Raw genomic sequence first — 25610 nt, 5'->3', positions numbered from 1 at the left:
TGCTCGCCGTTGCGGGTGCAAAGATACGCTACTTAAAACATTATTTCCTAATATATTTTAACCTTTTTTTTCGTTTTTTTTATAACTCAGTCTAACAGCCTTATTTATCGAACTTTAAACCTGAAATTATTTTTAAAAATAGTCTGTATTTCAGGTTTGGGAAGCTAATATATAATAGTAAAGACTAGCCCTTAGGGATAGACCCTTTAGAAAAACCCTAAATAAATTCATCTCTCAACTCTTAGCTACAACCTAGAAAAAACGGGTAACAACAAGCACAACCTCCCGAAGTCTCGAAAGGAAACACATAAAATCCTCCATAAAACAAAAAAGAGACCTATTATATTAGTCTCCTTTTTATTTTAAATCTTTAATGGTAAAATCTAAATATACACTATAAAGACTGCTCGATAAAATTTGTCATTTTTGTGTATAGTTGCAACCTTGTATTTCCTCCATAAATTCCATGATTTTTATCTGGATAAATAGCCCAATCGAATTGTTTGTTATGATTAACCAATTGATTTATTAATTGCATTGAATTTTGTACATGAACATTGTCATCAGCAGAACCATGAATTAACAAAAACTTTCCTTTTAATTGGTCTGCAAAATTTAGAGGAGAATTTAAATCATAACCTGTAGGATTTTCTTGTGGTGTTTGCATATATCTTTCAGTATATATAGTATCATAAAATCTCCAACTTGTTACCGGGGCAACCGCTATGGCCATTTTAAAAACATCACTCCCTTTTAAAATACAATTACTACTCATAAAACCTCCAAAACTCCATCCCCAAATACCAATTCTATTTTCATCTACATAAGAAAGTGTTCCTAGTTGTTTGGCCGCTTGAATTTGATCTTCAACTTCGTACTTTCCTAATTCTTTATAAGTAACTTTTTTAAAATCCGCACCTTTAAAACCTGTCCCTCTACCATCAATACAAACTACAATATATCCTTTAGAAGCCAATAGTTGATACCAATAATCATTTGCGCTATGCCATCTATTTGCTACTTCTTGAGAACCCGGTCCGCTATATTGATACATTAATACAGGATATTGTTTTTGACTATCAAAATCTATAGGTTTGATCATCCACATATTTAGATCATTTCCATTAACTTTTATAGTGGAAAACTCTTTATTGGAAATGGAATAGTCTTTCAGTTTATTTAACAATTGATTGTTATCTACAATGTCTTTAATCTCCATTCCATTTCTCGTATTATTCAAAGTGTAATGATAAGGAATTTTTGCGCTAGAAAATCTATTGATAAAATAAGTGTAACCTGCACTAAATGTTGCTGAATTGGTCCCCGTATTTTTAGTTAATCTTGTTTTATTTTTACCTTTTAAATTGATGGCGTAAACATCTCTATTAATACTTCCATTTTCTGTTGACTGATAATAAATGTTTTTATCTTTTGAATTGTATCCATAAAAATCTGTAACCTCCCACAATCCTTTGGTAATTTGTTTTTTTAGGTTTCCAGATGCTGAATAATGATAAATATGATTGTGTCCATTTTTTTCACTTGTCCACAAAAAACTATTATCATTTAAAAAAGTAAGATTATTTGTGACATCAATATATGTATCTTCTTTTTCGTTCAACACAAGTTTGACTTGGTTCATCTCCACATCACAGAAATATAAATTCAAATCATTTTGATGTCTATTAAGCGTTTGAACACTCAATACATTTTCTTCCTCAGTAAATTTTATTCTGGGAATATAATATGGACTGTTAGGTAAATCTATTTTTAAGGTTTCTTTTGATGAAATATTATAATTATAAAGAGACACTTCTGAATTGTTTTCTCCAGCTTTTGGGTATTTAAATACTTGTTGTTGCGGATACAAATCCTGACCATAAACATCCATAGAAAATTCTGGCACATTGGTTTCATCAAACTTTATATAGGACAATTGAGTTCCTGTTTTGTTCCATTCAAAAGCACGAACAAATTCAAATTCTTCTTCATATACCCAATCCGTAATTCCGTTTATGATTTTATTCTTTTCTCCGTCAGTTGTTATTTGAATCGTGATATTCGTATTCAAGTTTTTTATATAAATATTATTATCACATACAAACGCCAAAGCATCACCAGAAGGAGAAAATGTTGGTTCTTGTATTTTTCTATCATCAACTAAAGTCGACTTTGAAGTCTTTACATCATACACATAATATTTTGCCAAGGTTGATCTTCTATAAATAGATTCCATTTCGGTAGCCAACAAAAGTTTTTCTTCATTCTGATTAAATGAATAATCTGAAAACGGGATGATATTTAAGTCTGATGACTTTACAATGGTTTTCTTTTTAACCTGAGATTCATAATCATACAAATCAACCGATGTTGATCGAGTAGCTGCATCCCAATTTAAAACAGTGTACTCTTTGTCATTGTTCAATCCATGTAAAGCATCCATTCCGTTGGTTCGGAATTCTCCGCTCCATATCTCGTTTAAAGTGATGTCTTTTTTTTGGGCTACAGAAAAAACTGTATAAAATATTGTTATAAATAATACTATGGTTGATTTTCTCATTCTAAAAATTTGATACTTATCTATTAAAAAAATTAAATGAATCATTGGTGACTAAAAATAAAAAAAGCTTTTCAGAAAATCTAAAAAGCTTTTTTTATATGTAAAAGGTAAATTACCCTCCAAAATCATCAAAACGTACGTTTTCTTTTGGCACTCCAAAATCATCACACATTTTAACTACTGCTTGATTCATCATTGGTGGTCCACAGAAATAAAACTCTACATCTTCTGGAGCCTCATGATCATTTAAGTAATTATCTATTAATGATTGGTGAACAAATCCTACGAATCCATCACCTTCCTTATCATGAATATCTTTCTTCACTTTCCAATTGTCTTCCTCTAGTGGTTCTGACAATACTAAGTATAATTGGAAGTTCGGGAATTTCTTCATTAAGTCTTCAAAATAGTGGATGTAAAACAACTCACGTTTAGAACGACCTCCGTACCAATAAGATACTTTACGACCCGTTTTCATGGTGTGGAATAATTCATATAAATGAGATCTCATTGGTGCCATACCAGCTCCACCTCCTATATAAATCATTTCAGCATCAGAATCTTCGTTGATGAAGAATTCACCATAAGGCCCTGAAATAGTTACTTTATCTCCTGGTTTTTGGTTAAATACGTAAGAAGATGCAATTCCTGGATTTACATCCATCCATCCACCTTTTACTCTATCAAAAGGAGGACAAGCCACACGCACATTTAACATAATTTCTCTTCCTTCAGCAGGGTAAGAAGCCATAGAATAAGCACGTTCTACTGTTTCTGGATTCTTCATCACCAATGGCCATAAACCAAATTTTTCCCACTCTGTTTGGAATTTATCAGGCTCACCTGGGTGATCTGTAGGGTGAGCAGTAATATCCATATCAGAATATTTTACTTCACATGGTGGAATTTCAATTTGAATATATCCTCCTGCTTTGTAGTCCATATCTTCTGGAATTTCTACTACAAATTCTTTGATAAATGATGCTACGTTGTAGTTACGAACTACAGTTGCTTCCCATTTTTTAATTCCGAAAATTTCTTCTGGAATAGAAATTTCCATATCATTTTTAACTTTTACCTGACACCCTAAACGAGCACCTTTAGCCAATTCTTTACGAGTAAAGTGAGGTGTTTCTGTTGGCAAAGCTTCCCCTCCACCAGAGTGAACGTGACATTCACACTGCAAACAAGTTCCCCCTCCACCACAAGCTGATGGTAAAAATATTTTTTCGTTACCTAAAGTTGCTAATAAAGAACTTCCTGTTTCTACTTCAATTGTTTTTTCTCCGTTGATCGTAACTTTTACTTTTCCTGATGGTAATAGTTTTGCTTTAGCTCCTAATAAAATACTTACTAAGATTAAAACAATAATCAAGAAAACAACGATACTAATTGCAATTACATTCATAATTATATCTGTTCTTTATTATTATAATTTGATTCCTGAGAAACTCATAAACCCAATCGCCATTAAACCAGTAATGATGAAAGTAATTCCCAATCCTTTTAATGGTCCAGGAATATGAGAATATGCAATTTTTTCTCTAATCGCTGCAATAGCCACAATGGCTAACAACCAACCAATTCCTGATCCTAATCCATATACTGCAGATTCACCAACATTGGCAAAATCTTTTTGTTGCATAAATAAAGAACCTCCTAAAATTGCACAGTTTACTGCAATCAATGGCAAGAAAATACCCAATGCTCCATATAAAGCTGGTGCAAAACGCTCTACTATCATTTCTACCAATTGTACCATAGATGCAATTACTGCAATAAACATGATAAAACTTAAGAATGATAAATCGATACTAGCGTATTCTTCTCCTAACCAAGATAAAGCCCCTGGTTTTAATAAATAAGAGTCAATTAAAAAGTTTACTGGTACTGTAATAGACAATACAAAAACTACTGCTGCTCCTAAACCTACTGCTGTATTTACTGTTTTTGATACAGCAAGATATGAACACATTCCTAGGAAATATGCAAATATCATGTTATCAATAAAAATACTTTTTACAAATATGTTAATATATTCCATCTTAACTATTTTTAGTGTTGTTCAATTAATTTTCTGTTCTTAGAACGTTGTACCCAAATAATGATACCTACAGTAACTAAGGCCATTGGAGATAACAACATAAATCCATTGTTTTCATATCCTAAAGAATATAAACCTGTGGACTCTGCTAAAGTTTTTGCTTTATGTCCTAAAATCTCAATCCCGAATAATTTTCCTGATCCTAATAACTCACGGAAAACAGCAACAATTACTAATATTAATGCATATCCTGCACCGTTTCCAACTCCATCTAAAAAAGATTTCCATGGTCCGTTTGCCAAAGCGAAAGCCTCCAAACGCCCCATTACAATACAGTTGGTAATGATTAGTCCTACGAACACTGATAATTCTTTGCTTACATCATATGCATAAGCTTTTAACACTTGATCAACTAAAATTACCAAAGAGGCAACAATTAATAATTGAACAATGATACGAATACGTCCTGGTATTAAGTTACGAATTAAGGATACTACAACGTTAGATGCGATTACCACAAATAACACTGCTAAAGACATTACCACAGCTGGTTTTAACTGAACTGTAATTGCTAATGCCGAACAAATTCCTAATACTTGAACTGAAATTGGATTGTTATCATTTAATGGATCTGATAACAATGCTTTATTTTGCTTTGAAAATAATGCTTCTTTTACTTCTGCCATGACTAGTTATTTTTAAAGTAAGGTAAATAGTGTGACAAACGCTCTTCAATCATATTTGACACCCCATTAGAAGTAATAGTACCTCCTGAGATAGCGTCTACACCATGAGTATCTCCTGATTTAGCTCCACCTTTTACCGCTGTTACTGAAACAAAATTATTTGATTCATCTAAAATCTTTTTTCCTTTGAACTGTGCCTGAAACCAATCTGTAGTAATTTCTGCCCCTAAACCTGGAGTTTCTCCTTTATGGTCAAAATTAGCTCCTACAATTGTGTTTTTATCAGAAGCCAAAGCGATATATCCCCAAATAGCATCCCAAAGACCTGATCCGTACAAAGGAACAATGTAAAAAGTTTCACCGTCTTTTTCAGCTACATATAAAGGATAGCGTTGGTTTTTTACTGATTTTTTAATTTCATTTTTTAATCCAATTTTAAAAGCATCTGTATTTTTATCTACAGTACCTTCTTGAGTTAAAGCCAATTGTTCTTTGATATATTGATCAAATGCACCTTGTGCCTCTTCTCTAGATATTCCAGTGACTCCAATAGTTCCTAAAATATTTTGCATTTTTTCTGCTTTTACGTTTGCATCCTGTAAAGGTTTTAAACTAGTAGCAGCAAATGCCAACAATCCTGCAATAATCGTTACAATTATAATTGCAAAAACAAACGTATATGCGTTACTATTTCTATTCATAATTATGCGGCTTTTAAACGTTTTTTACGCTTTTTGATGTTTCCTGCAATCACATAATGATCAACAGTCGGAGCAAAAACGTTCATTAATAAAATGGCCATCATCATTCCTTCTGGGTATGCTCCGTTAAATACACGAATCATAATTGCAAAGAAACCGATTAAAATTCCGTAGATCCATTTTCCTTTTTCAGTTTGTGCACCAGATACTGGATCTGTTGCCATAAATACTGCTCCAAAAGCAAAACCTCCTACTAATAAGTGCTGCCACCAAGGGAATTCCATTAAAGCATTTAATCCTAATGCATTAAATATTAATCCCATTGCAGCACCTCCAATAACAACTCCCGTCATTATTTTCCAAGATCCAACACCAGTTGCGATTAATATAGCTGCTCCAATTAAAATAGCCAATACGGAAGTTTCACCCACAGAACCTGGAATATACCCCAAGAACATATCTAATACAGACCAGCTACTTTCAGCACCTGCTGCTAATTGACCTAAAATAGTCTCACCTGAAACAGCATCAATGGTACTTGCATCAGCTACCCAAACTTTATCTCCAGACATTTGTGGAGCGTAAGAAAAGAATGCAAAAGCACGAGCAATTAAAGCTGGGTTAAAAATATTCATCCCTGTTCCTCCAAATGCTTCTTTACCAATAAATACAGCAAAAACTACAGATACTGCTAACATCCATAAAGGAAAATCAACTGGCATAATTAAAGGAATTAACATCCCTGAAACTAAGTATCCTTCGTTTACTTCATGTTTATTGTAAATAGCAAAGCCAATTTCAATAGCCAAACCTACACCGTAAGAAACTAATAACATTGGTAAAAATTTCCATGCTCCAAAGATCATACAATCTAAAAAGGCAGTACTCTCTCCTAACTGAGAAAAATGCTGATATCCTAAATTGTACATACCGAATAACATTGCTGGTAATAAGGCAAATATTACCGTTACCATTACTCTTTTTAAATCTACCCCATCTCTAATATGTGCTCCTTTGTGTGTATTGTGCTTAGGCACAAACATCAAAGTATCTATAGAGTTTATTGCTGGAGCAAATTTTTCGAATTTACCTCCCGGGTTGAAAGGTTTTCTTATTTCGTCAAATTTCTTTCTTAAAAAATCCATTATCCTACTTCTTTAATCATTAAGTCTAATCCTTCTCTGATGATTTCCTGAGCTTCAATTTTTGAAGTGTTGATATAATCAACCAATGCAAAATCTTCAGGAGCTACTTCATAAATCCCTAAATTTTCCATTTTCTCAATATCATTCGCTATACAAGCCTTTAGTAATTGTAATGGATAAATGTCTAAAGGCACTACCTTTTCCATTTCACCGGTTACAACCAACGCTCTCTCTTCTCCATTTAAACTTGTGTTTAAGTCATATTCTTTTCCAGAATTTAACCAAGCAAAAGAAGTTTTAGAAAAACTGTGAATAGTACTACTACCTACAAATGGCAACCATCCAAAGAAACGATATTTATCACCTTCTGGAATTACTGTAATTACGTTGTCGTAAAAACCTAAAAAGTCATCCACTTGAATTTTTGTACCTGTTAAAACGTTTCCAGAAATAATTCTAGAACCTTTAACATTTACATTTTCTTCGATTAATGATTTTATGTTTTGACCTGCAGACAATGTGTAATATTGTGGTTTTTTGACCTGAGAACCAGCCAAAGCAACCAATTTAGTTGGATTATACTTTCCTGTTAAGAACAATTCTCCAATAGTAGCGACTCCTTGAGCACTAACGGTCCAAACACGCTCTCCTTGATTCACAGGACTAATCGCAGCAATTTGAGTTCCAACATTTCCTGCTGGGTGTTTCCCCGAAACATTGATGATATTGGCATTCTCAATTTTGCTGAAAAAACTAGCTTCATTTGCATCAACAGATAAGTTTACTGCTCCTTCAGTTAACTTTGACAACGCATTGATTCCTGCTTGAAAAGCTTCTTCTTTTCCTTTTAATGCGAAAGCATAATTAGGCCCTAAAGGAGCTGTATCAAAAGAAGAAACAAAAATAGCTTTTGGACTATCTTTAGGATTTGCGATGATATCATATGGACGTTGTTTTACATAAGCAAAACTTCCACTTTCTAAAATCTTTTCTAATACAGCCTCTTTTTCTAACGATAAAGGGTTTGCTGCACCAAAATCCTTGAACTGATCTTCTGGTTTAGATTCAACAATAACTGCTAAAACTTTACGCTTAGCACCTCTTTTAATCTCTTTAACCGTTCCACTTACAGGAGATGTAAACTTAATCCTGTCATTTCCTTTAGAAAAGAAAACTACATCACCAACAATAACTTCATCACCTGCTTTCACTGTAAGCTTTGGTGTAATACCATGAAAATCTGTAGGTTTAATAGCGTAGAAATCGGAACGAGAAACAGCAGCTGTAGTCATAGCTGCTTGTCCTTTAAGCTTAATATTTAAGCCTTTTTTTACCCTAATGTCTTGTGACATATTTATAAATTTAATTTATTTTGTACGTATAAAATATGGAACAAATTTAATTAAATTGTGTATTCTTAAAGCTACAAATAGACCTTTAATTTTAACCACTTATTTTATTTATAATAATTCTAATTAATTTTATTTTCACGAAAACGTTTTCATTAAATTAAAAGAACAAGTCACTACAAAACAATACATTAGCAAAACAACACTCACAAAATATGTTTTTAAAAAAAATTATCTTTCTTATTGCCTTCCCATTTATTTTACAGGCTCAAAATTTTGATGCTCAGCAAATAAAAACTGTGATTATAAAAAATAGTCAAAAAGATTTTTCTGAAACCACCCAACCTCTAAACAGCTCTTTTACTTTTAGTTTTGATGATATTGATGGAAATCAAGATGAATATTATTATTTAATTACACTTTGTGAAATTGATTGGACTCCTTCCGAAATTCCAACTTCATACTATATTGATGGATTTAACAACATGCAAATTAACGACATGGAAAATTCTTTTGGAACCTTACACAACTATACTCATTATACTTTTTCCATTCCAAATGAAGATACCAAAATCACCAAATCAGGAAATTATTTATTTCAGATTTTAAATGTAGATAACGAGGTGGTTTGCGAAAGAAAAATAATGCTCTACGAAAACAAAGTATCGGTAAGTGTACATATTTCAGAAAGTAGAGACTTGTCTTTATTCAACGAAAAACAAGCAGTCTCTATGGTGATCACCAACAATGAACTCCCTATTAATTATCCAAATTCAGAAATTAAAACATTTATTTTTCAAAATGGAGATCAACAAATAAGAACGCCTTTTTTAAAACCTACGTTTACTGAAAGAAACACATACACTTATAGACCTAGCAAAGAAACTGAGTTTATTGCAGGAAATGAATTTCTTAATTTTGACAATAACGAAATTTTAAGAAATACTCGATACATCTCTACCTCTTACAGAGAAGACAATTCTTTTAATACTATTTTATTCACTCAAAAAAGCAGAGCTAACGGAACTTATACTTATAATCCTGACATCAATGGAAGTTTTGTAGTTAGAAATTTTAGATCTAACACGCCAGCTACCGAAGCAGAATACAGCAATGTATTATTTTCTTTAGTAAACAACGAAGACTATAAAGATAAAGACATTTATGTTTACGGGGGGTTTAACAACTACCAACTTAGCTATGAAAACAAATTAAATCCAGATGCATCGGGTAAATATTTAACCTGTAGTATCTTTTTAAAGCAAGGATTTTACAACTATGATTTTGTGGTGTTGGATCAGCAAAAAATTGATAAAAAAACCATTAGTGGATCTTATTTTGAAACTGAAAATAATTATGAAGCTTTGGTCTATTTTCAACCAACAAACTCTATCTATTACGAAATTGTAGGCTATGGAGTTGGAAACAGTAAACAGCAAATTGAAAATTAGTTGTTTTCTTAAGATTTCTTATTTATATTTAAACAAACAATACTAAAATGACTGAGGCAACTACTCAAGGAATAAAAATATCAGTAAATACTGTTTTTTGCGGTGTGCAGGAGCGCAACCAACAAAAACACTATTTATATGACTATTATATTAGTATTGAAAATTTATCTCCACACACTGTTCAATTGTTTTCTAGACATTGGGAAATATATGATTCTTTAAATCATACAGAAATTGTTGAGGGAGATGGCGTTGTTGGAATACAACCTATTCTTAAATCTGGAGAAAAACACGCTTATAAATCTCACTGCATTTTACTTTCTAACTGTGGTTCTATGAAAGGTTATTATACCATGCTAAACCTTGACGAAAAGAAAACATTTAGAGTAACGGTTCCCTCCTTTCAATTGCAAACAAAATCTATTATGAACTAACTTTAGACAAGATAAATTCTTTACTATTCTGTTCTATATAAACCTCCATGCAATTTGTAGGATGCACAAACTCATAAGACTCCTCAATATCAAAACTAAAATCTTTGATTTTAAAAACACCTTCAAAGTCTTTTTCCCCTTTCACAGTATGTCTTGAAATTCTATATAGGTTTACATCTTCTTTGGCTTCAATTTTAAACCAAGCTCCACTACCAATTCCTCCTAACCAGGTGGCGTTTTCTAAATTAAAAAGCGCTTTGTTTGGTAATTCTGTTCCTATTAAATTCAACTCTCTATCAAACTTTTTTAAAAAACACGCTCCATACTCTTTAATTACAGACCTATTTGTATAATGCTGTATTTCCTGATTTTCAACCACATAAATATCATCTTCTGTAGTCCCTTTAATTACATTTCCTATAGGACTTGGGGTTAGTAAATTTGATGTTTTTAACTTTAAAACTATAGCTGTATTTCCAGATGAATTTAAAATGGTATCCGTAATAAATCTTGCACAATTACTTCCACTTTTTACAAATGCTCCGTATGGAATTTCTTTTTGAGCAATTAAATAATTCACAAAATCTATGGCCTTTGTATAGTCAATTTCAGCATTTACACTCGCCACCAATCTTCCATCACCATGTGTTTTTTCAGGATTTGCATCTAACCAAAGTAGCATTTCATTTAAATTCACCAAAACGTCATCTTTAAATTTAGCCGTAAAAGGAACAGCCAATTCAGGATCTGTTTCTTTACTTCTTACACGTCCATTTCCATAGGAAGTAATATATCTACCAAAATCGAAATAATTAACATTATTTGTTTTTTTATCAATCAACAACATGGCTGCATGACCTGCCTGAATAGCATTTTCGCTTCCAATTCCTAATTTTGGCCAAACTTTGCTTGAAAATTCAGAATGTGCTGGACGAACGACCGTATCCGGATAAGACAACACCACTATTACACCATCATACTTCATAAAACTAAGCTTTTACAGAACTAAACAAATTATCATATTGTAAAACTTCTTCCTTAATATAATCATGATATTCCATTGATAAAAAATCATTTTCTTTAACAACCATGGTTGTGCTAACCGTTTCTACCACATTTCGTTTCATTTTAGGAGCAATCTCTTTATTTCCTAAATTTTCATTTTGATGAAATCTTAAAACTTTTTGTTTGATATCTGCTGATGAAGAAAGCAAATTATCTTTAAACCATTCCTCTCGTTGAATTTTAACTTCTTCTGTATATAATGTAGACGATGACCAAATATAGGGCTGCGTTGTATTTAACTCAGTAATATTTTTCTTCTCTCTACACCAAACCAATTCGTAAATTTTATCATCATCATTCCAATCCACCACTATTAAAGTAAAAGGAGCTACTCCATTTAAATCAATAGTATTTAAAATATTTAATAAATTTTTAGCGGTTAAGATAGATTTTACCACCACCCCTCTACTTTTTGGAAACTTTATGGTAGGATCATGATACACAAAACCACCATTTAACAAACAAACCAATCTCTTGTGTTCTGCAACTCCAATCCAGGTTCCGCCTGCTACCTCATCTTTGGGGTAATATGAATTAACCCCCTCTTCAACATAACTATCTGGAGCAATGGTTTTTCTACACTTTTGCTCATCTCTGTTTGAGGTAAAAACGAATCCTTTTTTGCTAGGAACATAGGTTACTGTACACATAGGCTATCCAATCTTTTTCTTTTCTGTCTATAAATCTATTAAAAATTACACTTCTTACACATTAACCCTTTATACTTTGGTAAGATTATTAAATTTGCAAATTCAATTCACACCTATGCAACGCATACAAAAGCTTTTTAAGGTTGATAACGTCTCTAAAATAAAAGATAAACTTTTAATTTGGGGAGCACAATACAATACAGTTGCTTGGTTAGATTCTAACAGCAATAACAAGACCAATATTGAAGGTTTTTTAGCTATTGACCAAATTAGTTTTATTACCACTGATTACCAAAATGCTTTTGAACAATTAAAATTTTATATTGATAAAATTCAAGATTATGCTTTTGGTTATCTAGGATATGATTTAAAGAATGATGTAGAAAAATTAAGTTCTCACAACATTGATGAAACAGGTTTTCCTGATCTCTATTTTTTTCAACCTAAAAAACTGATTGAAGTCCAAAAAGATGGAGTGCTGTTTAGATATCCTGAAGATTTGGTTGATGACATTGAAAAAGATTGGAACGCTATTTTAACATCTAAAAAAGAAGAAACAACAAAAACATCTCTTGACATTCAACACAGAATTGATAAAAAAACTTATCTCAAACAAGTTGATAAAGCATTGAATAAAATCCACAAAGGAGAGGTATATGAATTGAATTTTTGTCAGGAATTTTATGCCCAAAACGCTACTATTCATGCAGTGAATACCTACTTAGATTTAAATGCCATTTCTCAAGCTCCTTTTGCTACTTTTTTAAAACTGGACGATTTGTTTTTGCTATCTGCTTCTCCTGAAAGATTTTTACAAAAAAAAGGAGATACTTTAGTTTCTGAACCTATTAAAGGAACCGCTAGAAGAAGAACGTTACCCGAAAAAGATGCCTCTCAAATTGAATTGTTAAAAAACAATACCAAAGAAATTGCAGAGAACATTATGATTGTAGATTTGGTTAGGAATGATTTATCTCACATCGCTCAAAAAGGAACTGTTAAAGTAAGTGAACTTTGTAAGATTTATACTTTTAAACAAGTACATCAAATGATTTCCACCATTACTTGTAAAATAAAACCGAATATTCATGTAGTAGATGCTATTAAATCTTGTTACCCTATGGGAAGTATGACCGGAGCTCCAAAAATTGCAGCCATGAAATTTATTGAAGATTTAGAAGCAAGCAAAAGAGGAATCTACTCTGGTGCTGTAGGTTATTTTACCCCCGAACAAGATTTTGATTTTAATGTAGTGATCAGAAGTATTGTGTACAATCAAACAAAAAAATATGTTTCTTTTTCTGTAGGAAGTGCTATTACAGCCAAAGCAAATCCAAAACAGGAATACGAGGAATGTTTGTTAAAAGCAAAAGCCATGCGAGAGGTGTTAACTAAATAAGAATTCTTATTTTTAACAAAAACAATGCTGTGCTACAAAAACTAGAAAAACACCTTGAAAAAAACTTCCCTTTTTTAAAAGGAAAAAAATTATTACTTACGGTTTCAGGAGGAATTGACAGCGTGGTTTTAGCTCACGCATTTTTCAGCTTAAAATTTGACATTGGAATTGCTCATTGTAATTTTCAACTTAGAGGATTAGAAAGTGATTTAGATGAACAGTTTGTAGAAAAAATTGCCAAAGAATTTAATTGTCAATTTCATAGCGTTCAATTTTTAACCAAAGATTATTGCAAGCAAAACAAAGTAAATATTCAAATTGGAGCTCGTGAATTAAGATACGATTGGTTTCAGAAATTATACACAGAATACGAGTATGATTATATTTTAACAGCCCATCACTTAAACGATGTGATGGAGACTTTCTTCATCAACCTCTCTAGAGGAACTGGATTAGATGGATTGGCAAGTATTCCTCCTATCAACAACAATATTGTTAGACCTTTGTTAATTGTTTCTAGAAAAGATATTGAATCTTATGCATCTGCATTTAACATCAAATGGAGAGAAGATCAAAGCAATGCCGAAACCAAATATATTAGAAATAAAATCAGACATAATATTACCCCTGAACTATATAAACTACATCCTAATTTTGAAGAAAATTTTTTAAACACGGTGTTAAAAATTCATGAAAATAAAAATTTCATCAAACAAAAAATAACAGCTCTTCAAAGAGAGATTTTTACTCCCGAAGGAGATGATTTTGTGATAGATAAAAAGATTCTTAAAAACCTTTCTGATTTTGAAATTTATGAACTTTTTAAACCCTATGGTTTTAGTGCTACTCAGGAAATTACAAAACTGATTGATACGCAAACAGGTAAACAAATTCACTCTGACACTCATACCCTTTTAAACAATAGAGACAGTTTAATTTTATCCTTAAACACCGAAACAAATAACACTGATGAAATCTACAAAATAGAACACATGCAAGACATTCATCACCTGCCTATTTCTTTAAATTTTTCTTTTGCAAGCAAAGAAATTTCTAAAGACTGTATTGCTTTGAACATGGAAAACATAACCTTTCCTTTAATGATTAGAAAATGGAAAGAGGGAGATTATTTTTATCCTACTGGAATGAGAGGAAAGAAAAAAATAAGCAAATATTTTAAAGACGAAAAATTTTCATTAAGAGATAAAGAAAGTACTTGGCTGCTTTGTAACAGTCAACAACAAATTATATGGGTTATAGGTCATAGGGCAGACAGAATGTTAACTAGCAACGTCGAAAAGGAGAATTTAGTATATATTTCCTTATAATATCAAGGGAAACTCCTGTTAATCTTCTAACTTTTTGTTTAAAAACTGTATTTTTTTGGCTATTTTTTTTTTCAATACTTAGCCATGTCGTATCTTTCCTGAAACAAATTTAATATCACATGTCTAAACAAACCAAATTATCAAGATTCAACGATAGCGTTCTTGCTAAATATCAGGTTTACAATAGTGTTTTTGCTACTTTACCCTTTGACAGTGTAGAAAAAACAGGAACATTGTTACCTTTATTTAATGAGAGCTGTATAGAAGGTTTTAAAAACGGAAAAACTCCCACAGAGATTGTAGATGAGTTCTTTACTAAATACAAATCTGATTCCACAGAAGAAGACAAAATTACTTTCCTTTTCAGGTTTATTCAATATATAGAACGTCAAGTTGTATTATTCGATGCTATAGAAGATGCTGCTTTCCCAATCGTGAATAACATGGCTGGAGTAGGTACTTTAAGAAATATTAAAGAAGAAGCAAGTGCTAAAAGAGTTAGAAATGAACTTAAACATTACTTGGAGGAGTTTAAAACCAGATTAGTACTAACAGCACACCCTACGCAGTTTTACCCAGGGACTGTTTTAACCATTTTAACAGACTTGCAAGAGGCTATTAAAAACGACGATTTAAGCTTAATTAAAAAGTTACTGGCTCAATTAGGAAGAACTACTTTCTTTGCAGATAAAAAACCAACGCCTTATGACGAAGCTATTAGTTTAATCTGGTATTTAGAAAACGTGTTCTATCATTCTATTAGTAGAATTTACGACTACATCCACTATAATTTATTTGATGGTGAAGACATCAAAAACGAAATTATTAACTTAGGATTTTGGCCATGTGGTGATAGAGATGGAAACCCATTTGTAACCACTGAAACCACTTTAAGAGTTGCCAGAAAATTAAGACAAACCATCTTAAAAAATTACTTTAGAGATGTTCGTCAACTAAAACGTAGACTTACCTTTCCTGGTGTTTATGAAATTATGAACGAAATAGAGTCTGCCTTATACGATAGCTGTATTACAGAAAATTCCCCAATCAGAATTTCCGTACAGTCGTTATTAAGCAAAATGACCTCTATCAAAGCTACCTTAAAAGAAGAGCACAGTAATTTATTTGTTGATGAAGTAGATACTTTTATTAACAAAGTAAAAATATTTGGTTTCCATTTTGCCACCATGGATATTCGTCAAGATAGCCGTGTACACCACGATGTATTCACCGGTATTGTAAAAGAATTACAAGAAAAAGGAAACACTATCTTCCCAAGTAATTATTTAGAATTATCTCCTGATGAACAAATTCAAGTTTTAGCTAAAGTTAAAGGTGATATAGACCCTGATCAATTCTCTGAAGAAATGGTGGTTAGAACTTTAGGTTCTATGAGAGCTATTGGAACTATTCAAAAAGAAAACGGAGAAAGAGGTGCCAATAGATACATTATTAGTAACAACCAAACAGCTTTAAATGTGATGGAAACTTTTGCCATGTTAAACATTTCTGGATTTGACGAAGGTTTAAAGGTAGATGTTGCTCCGTTGTTTGAAACTGTAGATGATTTACAAATTGCTCCTCAAGTAATGAGACAATTGTATTCTATTCCAGAATATCGTGCCCATGTAGCAAGTAGAGACAACAAGCAAAACATAATGTTAGGTTTTTCTGATGGTACTAAAGATGGTGGTTATTTAATGGCCAACTGGGGAATCTATAAAGCAAAAGAAGAATTATCAAAAGTATCTCGTGAATTCGGAATTAAAGTAATATTCTTTGACGGACGTGGAGGACCACCTGCTCGTGGAGGAGGAAAAACTTCTAAATTCTATGCTTCTTTAGGAGAGAACATTGAGCATAAAGAAATTCAGTTGACCATTCAAGGACAAACCATTAGTTCTAACTTTGGTAACTTAGATTCTTCACAATACAATATTGAACAATTATTAGGTGCTGGAATCACCAACAGAATTTTTAACGATCCTATGAATGCATCTTTAACAGATGAACAAAAGGAGTTAATGGAAGATTTAGCTGGATTAAGTTTTAAAGCTTATTCTGACTTTAAAAACCATGAAATGTTCATTCCTTATTTAGAAAGAATGAGCACGTTAAAATATTACGGTAAAGCAAATATTGGATCGCGTCCATCAAAACGTGCAAAATCTGACTCTTTAAACTTTAGCGATTTAAGAGCGATTCCTTTCGTAGGATCTTGGTCACAATTAAAACAAAACGTACCTGGATTCTTTGGGGTAGGAACTGCTTTTAAGAAATATAAAGATGCAGGAGAATTTGACAAAATCCAAGACCTTTACAATAACTCTAACTTCTTTAAAACATTGTTAGAAAATAGTGTAATGTCTATGGAAAAATCAAATTTTGCTTTAACCAATTACATGGCTAAAGACGAAGAGTTTGGAGCTTTCTGGAACATTATTCACGATGAATATTTATTGACTAAAGAATTGTTGTTAGAATTAGCAGGTCACAAAGAATTGATGCAAAACTTCCCTGACGGAAAAGCTTCTATAGCTGTCCGTGATTCTATTGTATTACCTCTTTTAACCATTCAACAATACGCGTTAAGAGAAGTTCAGTTAATGAACAAACCTGGTGCAAATCCTGATCAAAAACGATTGGAAACATTTGAGAAAATTGTTACTAGATCTTTATTTGGTAACACCAATGCAAGTAGAAACTCTGCTTAGTACAAGTATAATAGCCATTTCAAATATTTGAAACGGCTATTTTTTTATTATGATGGATTCAAAACAAAAAAGCCGATGTTTAAAACATCGGCTTTTAATATTATATCACTTATCTCTTTAGTAAGCTCTCCTATTATTTCCTTCGTAAAAATTAATAAAAGCTTCGTTTACTACACGTTTACCACCATCTGTAGGATAATCACCCGTAAAATACCAGTCTCCTTTGTGATTTGGACATGCTGCATGTAAACCTTCAATTCTTTGGAAAATAATTTGAACCTCTGCGTTGATTTCGGATGTTTTTAACATTTCAGAAATTTTAGCAGAAATTTGCTCTGGAGTAAAAGGTTTATAAATTTCTTTTACATAGTTTTTAATTCCTGAATCTTGAGTACTACGTTGTTTGATACACTTGTTATAAACATCTGTTACAACTTGATATTGACCAGTTTCTTTCAACAACTCTATAGCAGCTCTAAAGGCAATAAAATCACCTAATTTAGCCATATCAATACCATAACAATCAGGGTAACGTATTTGAGGAGCAGAAGAAACAACTACTATTTTCTTTGGTTCTGTCCTATCTAAAATCTTAATGATACTCTTTTTTAGAGTTGTTCCACGGACAATACTATCATCAATAATTACAATATTATCATCTTTTTTAACCACTCCGTAAGTCACATCATAAACGTGAGCTACCAAGTCATCACGACTATCATCAGAAGTAATAAACGTTCTTAATTTAGCATCTTTGATGGCTAACTTTTCAAAACGAGGTCTAATCGCTAAAATATCGCTTACCTGTTTAGCGCTTAAATTTTTACCTCCTGCTAATATCTTTTCTGTTTTCTGAGTATTTAAAAAATCCTCAGCAGCTTCGCACATTCCATAATAGGATGTTTCTGCCGTGTTAGGGATGTAAGAAAAAACCGTGTTTTCTATATCTCCATCAATACTATCAACTATTTGAGGAAATACACGAACTCCTAAATCTTTTCTTTCTTGATAAATATCTGCATCACCACCTCTTGAGAAATAAATACGTTCAAAAGAACAAGCCTTTTTCTCTAGAGGCTCTAATATCTTTTCTACAGATACTTTTCCGTTCTTTTTAGCAATGATTGCATGACCAGGCTCTAACTCTTTAACTTTTTCCATTTTTAGGTTAAAAGCTGTTTGAATTACTGGCCTCTCTGATGCCACCACTAAAACCTCATCATCTTTATAATAAAAAGCTGGACGAATTCCTGCTGGATCTCTCATAACAAAAGCATCTCCATGCCCTAACAACCCTGCCAAAGCATATCCACCGTCAAAACTACGAGTAGCTCTTTTTAAAATTCTAACGATGTCTACCTTCTCCGCAATCACAGGGGAAGCTTCTTTTTTAGTATAATCTTCTTTAATATCTTGGTAAATAGATTCTACTTGGTCATCTAAAAAGTGACCTATTTTCTCCATTACTGTAACCGTATCTGTACTTTCTTTAGGATGTTGTCCTAACTCAATCAACTCATCTAACAATTGTTTAGAGTTGGTCATGTTAAAGTTTCCTGCTACAATTAAATTTTTATGTCTCCAGTTACTTTGACGTAAGAATGGATGTACATTTTCTATAGAATTTCCTCCAAAAGTTCCATATCTGGCGTGACCTAAAAACAAATTACCAATAAAAGGCGTATTTTCTTCTAACCAGGCTACATCATCCTTTTTTTCAGGATTTGCCTCTACAGTTTCACTAATACGTTGGTTTATTTTTTTAAAAATATGTTGAATAGGTTGCTGTTTGTTAGAACGTATTCTGCTAATGTATCTGCTTCCCGGATTCACATTAAATTTAATGCTTGCAAACCCAGCTCCGTCTTGTCCACGGTTGTGTTGCTTTTCCATTAGCAAGTACATCTTGTTTACACCATAAAAAGCTGTACCATATTTTTCTTTATAATACTCTAAAGGTTTTAGCAACCTCACCATTGCAATACCACACATATTGTATCTTTTATTGATTAAGTTTTACATCAGTCGTAAAACCATTAATTTTTTGCAAAATTACAAAGAAAATTTCGTTAACTCCTTAAATTTCGCCAAACGCTCTTCTACTTCACTATAAGTAACGTCTGCAATACGTTCTACACCAAATTTCTCTACTGTAAATGAGGCTAAATTAGATCCCCAAATGACTGCATTCTTAATATTTTCGAACGATAAATCTCCTTCTTGAGCCAAATATCCTGTAAACCCTCCTGCAAAAGTATCTCCTGCCCCAGTTGGATCAAAAACATCTGCCAATGGCAACGCTGGTGCAAAGAACATTTTATCTTTATGAAACAACAACGCTCCATGCTCACCTTTTTTAATTACCACATATTCTGGTCCCATTGCATGAATTACCGCTGCAGCTTTCACCAATGAATGTTCTCCACTTAATTGCTGAGCTTCTTCATCATTAATAGTAATCACATCTACTTTTTTCAACAACATTTTTAAATCATCTAAAGCAATATCCATCCAAAAGTTCATGGTATCTAACACTACCATTTTTGGTTTTTTATTCATTTGCTCTAAACCTGCATTTTGTACTAAAGGATGTAAATTTCCTAACATCACAATTTCAGCATCTTTATACTTTTCTGGCACCACAGGGTTAAAATGTTCTAAAACATTTAACTCTGTAATTAAAGTATCTCTCTGGTTCATGTTGTTGTGATATTTACCACTCCAAAAGAAAGTTTTTCCATCTTTAACCACTTCTATTCCTTCTGTATTGATGTTTTTACTATGTAATAAATCAAAATATTCCTGAGGAAAATCATTCCCAACAATAGAAACCAATCCTGTATCTACATTCTTAAAATTGCTAGCAGACAACCCAATGTAGGTTCCTGCTCCTCCTAAAATTTTATCTGTTTTTCCAAAAGGAGTTTCAATAGCATCAAAAGCTACTGTTCCTATAACCAATAATTTACTCATTTGTTTTTATTTCAATAATTACATAAGTTAGAATCAATCCTAATTGCAGTTGTATCCTAGCTTTATACTCAGTATCTTTGTGGCTGCAAAAATAAGTTTAAAATATGACTATCAAAGAAATACAAGAGGAAATTGTAGAGGAGTTTACAATGTTTGATGATTGGATGCAACGTTATGAGTATATGATAGAATTAGGAAAATCTGTACCTGTGATAGATGACCAATACAAAACAGACAGCAACCTTATTAAAGGATGTCAATCTAAAGTTTGGTTACATTCTGAACTAGAAGGAGATAAAATACGTTTTAGTGCTGATAGTGATGCTATTATTACCAAAGGAATTGTAGCTGTATTGTTACGCGTTTTTAACGACCAATCACCTAAAGACATACTAGAAGCAGATATGGATTTTATTGATGAAATTGGTTTAAAAGAACATTTATCACCAACCAGAGCCAATGGTTTGGTTTCTATGATTAAACAAATAAAACTTTACGCATTAGGAATGCAAAGCAAATTAAATGCTTAACTGCTAAAAACAAGAAATAATGAACCACGAAGAAACTGTAGAAATAGGAGATAAAATTGTAAATGTGTTAAAAACAATTTACGATCCAGAAATACCTGTAGATATTTATGAATTAGGATTGATCTACGACGTGCTTGTAAATGATAAAAAACAAGCAAAAATATTAATGACTTTAACTTCTCCTAACTGCCCTGTTGCAGAAACTTTACCAAAAGAAGTTGAAGAAAAAGTTTGTGCCTTAGAAGAAATTGAAAGTGCCGAAGTTGAATTAACTTTTGACCCTACATGGACACAGGACATGATGAGCGAAGAAGCCAAATTAGAATTAGGATTTCTATAATTAGTACTGAGTCATCAGTACTAAGTACATAGATAATGTTTGGTTGTTGGTTATCATAAAACTATTTACTAACAACTATGTGCTAAATACTAATTAATTATGGATGAAATTGTAAACAGAGTAGCTAAGAGCCCTTTAAAAAATATAGATCTAGAAGATTTTTATCTACCTGGAGAACGTGTTTTGTTTGATATTAAAGACTGGCTCTACGAGGGAATTATTTTAAGAGAAAAAGACTTTAGAGAAAAAGTAGCAGAATTCGATTGGTCTACATTGCAAAACAAATACATTGCTTTTACTTGTAGTGCTGATGCTATTATTCCTTCTTGGGCATATCTATTACTAGCTAGTAATGCCTGTAACTATGCTAAAAAATGTGTAGTAGGTGATTTGAATATTTTAGAAACTGTTTTGTATACTGAAATAATTTCTAAATTTGACATCAATCAATATGAAGACAAACCTGTGATTATTAAAGGCTGTGCAAACAAACCCATTCCGGAATCTGCCTACACTTTATTAATTAGCAAACTACTTCCTGTTGCTAAAAACATTATGTATGGTGAAGCATGTTCTACTGTACCACTATTTAAAAAAACTAAATAAACTATTAAAAGATTACTATGAAAAAAATTTCAGCATTAACTCTATTATTGTGCGCAACGATCACTTTTGCTCAAGAAAAAGAAAGTAACTGGAAAAAAGGAGGCGTATTTACCTTATTGTTCAACCAATCTGCCTATAATAAAGATTGGCAGGGAGGTGGAGTAAACAATATTGCCACCAATGCAAACATCAACTATGGTTTTAACTACAAAAAAGACAACGATGTTTGGGACAACAAAATTATTCTTGCTTATGGTTTAACCAAAACAGCAGGAAATAATTTTTACCAAAAAACAGATGACCGTATAGAACTTTCCTCTTTATATGGTAAAAAAGCTAGTAAGTATTGGTATTACTCTGCTTATTTAAACTTTAAAACTCAATTTGCAGATGGTTATAAAACTGCTGCACAACTACAAAAAATCTCTACATTCTTTTCTCCAGCCTACTTACAAGCAGGTCCAGGTGCTTTGTGGAAAAAATCAGACAACTTAAAAGTAAACATCACCCCAGCTTCTGCTAGAGCTATTTTTGTAAATAGTGAATTTACAACACTAGGAAGTGCTTTTGGTGTTGAACAAGGAGAAACTTCTCGTTTTGAATTGGGGGCTAACATAGCAGCTTACTATAAATTTAATGCTTTTGAAAACGTAAGTTTTGAAAACATTTTAAATATGTATGCTAACTATTTAGAAAATCTTGGAAACGTAGATATTGACTACACTTTAAACGTGGCAATGAAAGTAAACGATTACTTATCTGCAAATATTGCTTTACAAGCTATTTATGATGATAATGCTGTAAAAGCAGTTCAGATTCGTGAAGTATTTGGTTTAGGATTTAACTACAAGTTCTAAGAAAACACATATCATATAAAATTCAAAACCTCTAGTATTGCTAGAGGTTTTTTTATGAGTTCTCCTCAATTAAATTTCATCAACTGTAACTATTTAAGTAATTTAACACGAGTTATTCACCCCCTCTAGAATTAATATTATGAAAAATATATTTTTACTTATTTTATCAACCATATTACTAATGTCTTGTAAAGAAGTAAAAAAGATTAGTTCTACAAATCCTGTGAATTGGGAAAAAAGAATGGCCAAAACTAATAACGATTCTTTGTTATTAGGAACAACCCATCTATCTGTTTACTCACAAGTATATAGTTATACAGAACATAAAAAACACAGTTTAACCGTTACCGTGAGCATGAGAAATACAGATAGACAAGACACTATTTACATTAAAAAAGCCGATTATTACAATACCCAAGGAAAGCTGATAAGATCTTATTTTAATCACCCAATTTATTTAGCTCCTATGGAAACTGTAGAAATTGTGATTGATGAAACTGACAAAGAAGGTGGAACTGGTGGAAATTTTATGTTTGATTGGACAATAAAACCAACTAGTAATCAACCTCTTTTTGAAGCTGTTATGATTTCAACATCAGGACAACAGGGATTGTCATTTACCACCACAGGAGATAAAGTTCATTAAGATATGAATGAAATTATTACTTCTATTTTCTTTATGATTGCAGTAATTGATCCTATTGGATCTGTTCCTGTCTATTTAGAAGCCACCAAACATTTTAATGAAAAACACAAACGAAAAATAGCGATTAGAGCCTCTTTGATTGCATTTGCAATTTTATTGTTTTTTATTATTATCGGTCAAGTAATTCTTGAAGGAATGAACATTAAACTTTATGCTTTTCAAGTTTCTGGAGGATTGATTCTTTTTCTATTTGCACTCTCTATGATTTTTGGAGATGGAAAACCCGCTTCAGAAAAAGAATTAATTAACGATTACAAACATGTAACCATCTTTCCAGTAGCCATTCCATCTATTGCTTCACCCGGAGCCATTATGGCGGTGGTATTAATGACAGACAATCATATATACACCTTACAACAACAAGCCATTACTACTTTTTTAGTCATGTTAGTAATTGGACTAACAGCTTTGTTATTACTTGCTGCCAATGTAGTACAGAAAAAAATTGGCGATTATGGAATTACCGTCATCAGTAAAATAATGGGATTGATACTTGCCTCTTATGCCATACAAAGTATTCTAAGTGGAATGAAAGATTACATTCAAATGTTATAACACAGAAATCGAAAAGAATAATACCTTAGCCTAAAAATTGCAAAAAAATGATTAAAACTTTACTAACATTCTTTATCACTATAACTGCTTTCTCTCAATCAGTCATTTCAGAATTCCCTATAGATATTAAGCATAAGGTTCAAACAAACAAAAGAACAAATGAAAAATTAATTTCTCTATCAACTTCTCAGTACCTTGATCAATTTGGCTCTAAAATATATCCTCTAAACGAAGATGAAAATATTCTTTTAATCCAAACATTTGATAAGATTTCTATTTATCTACTAGATAAAAAATTTAATTCTTCTAAAATTGGTACCATAGAAAAACAATCTCAAAACAACTTTCCATTCCATGTCATTAAAAAAAAGGATAAAATCATTTTATACTTTAAAGAAAACAAGGAAAGGCTTTTTAGTAAATCAACAAACATCACTCAAATAGAATATAATATTACTACTAAAAAACATCATACTAGTTCAGTAAAATTTAAACCTAAAAATGAAAGAACACTAGCTTGCTTTTTTTTAGATGAAGAGTTTATAATTTTAACGAATACATCTTCTTCAAATATTTTAAATATATATAAATATTCAGAAACATCAATTGATAAAATAGAAGAGCATAACTTAAATGAATTAGAGTACAAAACCACACTTGATGAATTCGATGTATATGCATCTGAATTTTTTAAAAACTCTGGAGCTAGTATTCCTGTTATAAGTAAAGATAGTAATGAACCTTTTGATAAGACTTCTCTGAAAGTTAAAATATACAAAAACCAAAATCATCTTTTTACTTTAACCATTGATGACAATAAAAGTCCAAACAAAGGAACTCATATATATCAATTTGATCTCGATAGTATTTCAAAAAAACAATATAAATATTTTGAGTATGAAAAATCAAGTAAAAGATTAGATTACAACTCTTTAATTTCAAGCAACAAGTTATTACAATTAGGGATCAACTCTAATGAAATGAAATTAAGTATTATAAACCTTATATCTTACAACAGAAAGACCTACGATTTTACTGAAAATGATTCTTTATTTAAGGACAATAATACTCATTATGCAATGACTAATATTTTTACAGGGAAACAAAAAGAAAGTAACGAGAAAAGCATTGATAATTTCCTTAAACACACATCTAAAGGAAGTACAGCATTATCATCTATAATTTTAAACAAACAACATCATTTACTTATTGGTAGCAAGAGGGCTATTACTAGATCTTCAGCTGTAGGTGGAATGGCTATAAGCTTTTCATATTCTGTAACAAGTTATTTTGATAACTATACCTATATTCTACTTAACAGAAATGGCGAGATTATACCTTCTTTAAATTTAAAAAAATCTAAAATAGGCCACATACAATATTTCTCTGAAAAAAACACAAATCTCAAGCTTAGTTGTTATTTTAACATTCAAGACAAATACTATACTGGCTATTATGACGCTATAAATATGTTATATAAAATTGGAGAACTAAGTAATTAAACAAAAAATCCCGAG

The 25610-nt window shown here is 31.7% G+C and carries 23 protein-coding genes; 12 read left to right on the top strand and 11 right to left on the bottom strand.

Going from position 1 to position 25610, the window contains the following annotated elements:
- Positions 1 to 394 precede the first annotated feature (394 nt).
- The 7 genes from QVZ41_RS13600 to QVZ41_RS13570 all read right to left on the bottom strand — a co-directional run bounded on the left by QVZ41_RS13600 (position 395) and on the right by QVZ41_RS13570 (position 8488).
- Positions 395 to 2560 (bottom strand): S9 family peptidase, encoded by a 2166-nt coding sequence (locus QVZ41_RS13600; protein ID WP_302885184.1) that lies wholly within the window; start codon positions 2558 to 2560, stop codon positions 395 to 397.
- Positions 2561 to 2672: 112 nt separating this feature from the next.
- Complete coding sequence (gene nqrF / locus QVZ41_RS13595; RefSeq protein WP_302885183.1) at positions 2673 to 3968, bottom strand: NADH:ubiquinone reductase (Na(+)-transporting) subunit F; 1296 nt, start codon at positions 3966 to 3968, stop codon at positions 2673 to 2675.
- Between the two features lie 21 nt (positions 3969 to 3989).
- Complete coding sequence (nqrE, locus tag QVZ41_RS13590; protein ID WP_302885182.1) at positions 3990 to 4604, bottom strand: NADH:ubiquinone reductase (Na(+)-transporting) subunit E; 615 nt, start codon at positions 4602 to 4604, stop codon at positions 3990 to 3992.
- A gap of 11 nt (positions 4605 to 4615) precedes the next feature.
- Positions 4616 to 5290, bottom strand: a complete 675-nt coding sequence (locus QVZ41_RS13585) for an NADH:ubiquinone reductase (Na(+)-transporting) subunit D (protein WP_302885181.1) — start codon at positions 5288 to 5290, stop codon at positions 4616 to 4618.
- 2 nt (positions 5291 to 5292) lie between these two features.
- Entirely contained in the window at positions 5293 to 5991 is a 699-nt protein-coding gene (gene nqrC, locus QVZ41_RS13580; RefSeq protein ID WP_302885180.1) for an NADH:ubiquinone reductase (Na(+)-transporting) subunit C, read from the bottom strand.
- 2 nt (positions 5992 to 5993) lie between these two features.
- On the bottom strand, positions 5994 to 7136 hold the full coding sequence (locus tag QVZ41_RS13575; RefSeq protein WP_302885179.1) for an NADH:ubiquinone reductase (Na(+)-transporting) subunit B: 1143 nt from the start codon (positions 7134 to 7136) through the stop codon (positions 5994 to 5996).
- Positions 7136 to 8488, bottom strand: coding sequence for a Na(+)-translocating NADH-quinone reductase subunit A (locus QVZ41_RS13570; RefSeq protein ID WP_302885178.1), 1353 nt, complete (start codon positions 8486 to 8488; stop codon positions 7136 to 7138). Before QVZ41_RS13570 ends, QVZ41_RS13575 begins: the two co-directional genes overlap by 1 nt.
- Positions 8489 to 8700: 212 nt before the next feature.
- Here QVZ41_RS13570 and QVZ41_RS13565 point away from each other — a divergent pair, with 212 nt between their 5' ends.
- A complete protein-coding gene (locus QVZ41_RS13565) occupies positions 8701 to 9936 on the top strand; it encodes a type IX secretion system plug protein (RefSeq protein ID WP_302885177.1) in 1236 nt (411 codons plus the stop codon).
- A 47-nt stretch (positions 9937 to 9983) separates the two neighbouring features.
- Entirely contained in the window at positions 9984 to 10370 is a 387-nt protein-coding gene (gene apaG / locus QVZ41_RS13560) for a Co2+/Mg2+ efflux protein ApaG (RefSeq protein WP_302885176.1), read from the top strand.
- Here apaG and QVZ41_RS13555 read toward each other — a convergent pair.
- Positions 10360 to 11355 carry a DUF6695 family protein gene (locus QVZ41_RS13555; RefSeq protein ID WP_302885175.1) on the bottom strand — a complete coding sequence of 332 codons (996 nt, stop codon included), beginning with the start codon at positions 11353 to 11355 and terminating at the stop codon, positions 10360 to 10362. The two genes, apaG and QVZ41_RS13555, sit on opposite strands and share 11 nt — an antisense overlap.
- A gap of 4 nt (positions 11356 to 11359) precedes the next feature.
- Entirely contained in the window at positions 11360 to 12085 is a 726-nt protein-coding gene (locus QVZ41_RS13550; protein ID WP_302885174.1) for an NRDE family protein, read from the bottom strand.
- 115 nt (positions 12086 to 12200) lie between these two features.
- Between QVZ41_RS13550 and QVZ41_RS13545 the strand changes: the two genes are divergently transcribed.
- The 3 genes from QVZ41_RS13545 (at position 12201) to QVZ41_RS13535 (ending at position 17526) form a co-directional block, all read left to right on the top strand.
- Entirely contained in the window at positions 12201 to 13484 is a 1284-nt protein-coding gene (locus QVZ41_RS13545) for an anthranilate synthase component I family protein (protein ID WP_302885173.1), read from the top strand.
- 29 nt (positions 13485 to 13513) lie between these two features.
- On the top strand, positions 13514 to 14812 hold the full coding sequence (gene tilS / locus QVZ41_RS13540; RefSeq protein WP_302885172.1) for a tRNA lysidine(34) synthetase TilS: 1299 nt from the start codon (positions 13514 to 13516) through the stop codon (positions 14810 to 14812).
- 119 nt (positions 14813 to 14931) lie between these two features.
- Positions 14932 to 17526, top strand: a complete 2595-nt coding sequence (locus QVZ41_RS13535) for a phosphoenolpyruvate carboxylase (protein ID WP_302885171.1) — start codon at positions 14932 to 14934, stop codon at positions 17524 to 17526.
- 117 nt (positions 17527 to 17643) lie between these two features.
- Here QVZ41_RS13535 and QVZ41_RS13530 read toward each other — a convergent pair whose 3' ends face one another.
- Both QVZ41_RS13530 and QVZ41_RS13525 read right to left on the bottom strand, forming a co-directional pair.
- Entirely contained in the window at positions 17644 to 19518 is a 1875-nt protein-coding gene (locus QVZ41_RS13530) for an amidophosphoribosyltransferase (RefSeq protein WP_302885170.1), read from the bottom strand.
- 60 nt (positions 19519 to 19578) lie between these two features.
- A complete protein-coding gene (locus tag QVZ41_RS13525; RefSeq protein ID WP_302885168.1) occupies positions 19579 to 20499 on the bottom strand; it encodes a PfkB family carbohydrate kinase in 921 nt (306 codons plus the stop codon).
- A 104-nt stretch (positions 20500 to 20603) separates the two neighbouring features.
- On the opposite strand from QVZ41_RS13525, the gene QVZ41_RS13520 reads away from it, so the two are divergent.
- The 7 genes from QVZ41_RS13520 (at position 20604) to QVZ41_RS13490 (ending at position 25595) form a co-directional block, all read left to right on the top strand.
- Positions 20604 to 21029 carry a SufE family protein gene (locus QVZ41_RS13520; RefSeq protein WP_302885167.1) on the top strand — a complete coding sequence of 142 codons (426 nt, stop codon included), beginning with the start codon at positions 20604 to 20606 and terminating at the stop codon, positions 21027 to 21029.
- A gap of 19 nt (positions 21030 to 21048) precedes the next feature.
- The gene (locus QVZ41_RS13515; RefSeq protein WP_302885166.1) at positions 21049 to 21369 is read left to right on the top strand and encodes a DUF59 domain-containing protein; all 321 of its coding nucleotides are present in this window, start codon (positions 21049 to 21051) and stop codon (positions 21367 to 21369) included.
- Positions 21370 to 21468: 99 nt separating this feature from the next.
- Positions 21469 to 21975, top strand: a complete 507-nt coding sequence (locus QVZ41_RS13510) for a DUF2480 family protein (RefSeq protein WP_302885165.1) — start codon at positions 21469 to 21471, stop codon at positions 21973 to 21975.
- Positions 21976 to 21992: 17 nt separating this feature from the next.
- Positions 21993 to 22832, top strand: a complete 840-nt coding sequence (locus tag QVZ41_RS13505; protein WP_302885164.1) for a DUF3078 domain-containing protein — start codon at positions 21993 to 21995, stop codon at positions 22830 to 22832.
- A gap of 139 nt (positions 22833 to 22971) precedes the next feature.
- Positions 22972 to 23478: a DUF3124 domain-containing protein gene (locus QVZ41_RS13500; RefSeq protein ID WP_302885163.1), complete on the top strand. Its 507-nt coding sequence runs from the start codon at positions 22972 to 22974 to the stop codon at positions 23476 to 23478.
- A 3-nt stretch (positions 23479 to 23481) separates the two neighbouring features.
- Positions 23482 to 24093 carry a MarC family protein gene (locus QVZ41_RS13495; RefSeq protein ID WP_302885162.1) on the top strand — a complete coding sequence of 204 codons (612 nt, stop codon included), beginning with the start codon at positions 23482 to 23484 and terminating at the stop codon, positions 24091 to 24093.
- Between the two features lie 47 nt (positions 24094 to 24140).
- The gene (locus QVZ41_RS13490) at positions 24141 to 25595 is read left to right on the top strand and encodes a hypothetical protein (RefSeq protein ID WP_302885161.1); all 1455 of its coding nucleotides are present in this window, start codon (positions 24141 to 24143) and stop codon (positions 25593 to 25595) included.
- The last annotated feature ends 15 nt before the right edge of the window (positions 25596 to 25610 follow it).

It is taken from the genome of Wenyingzhuangia gilva (assembly GCF_030519655.1).
Lineage (GTDB): Bacteria > Bacteroidota > Bacteroidia > Flavobacteriales > Flavobacteriaceae > Wenyingzhuangia > Wenyingzhuangia gilva.
The sequence above is the reverse complement of the archived record's forward strand: the minus strand, read 5'-3'. Positions and strand labels throughout refer to the sequence as shown.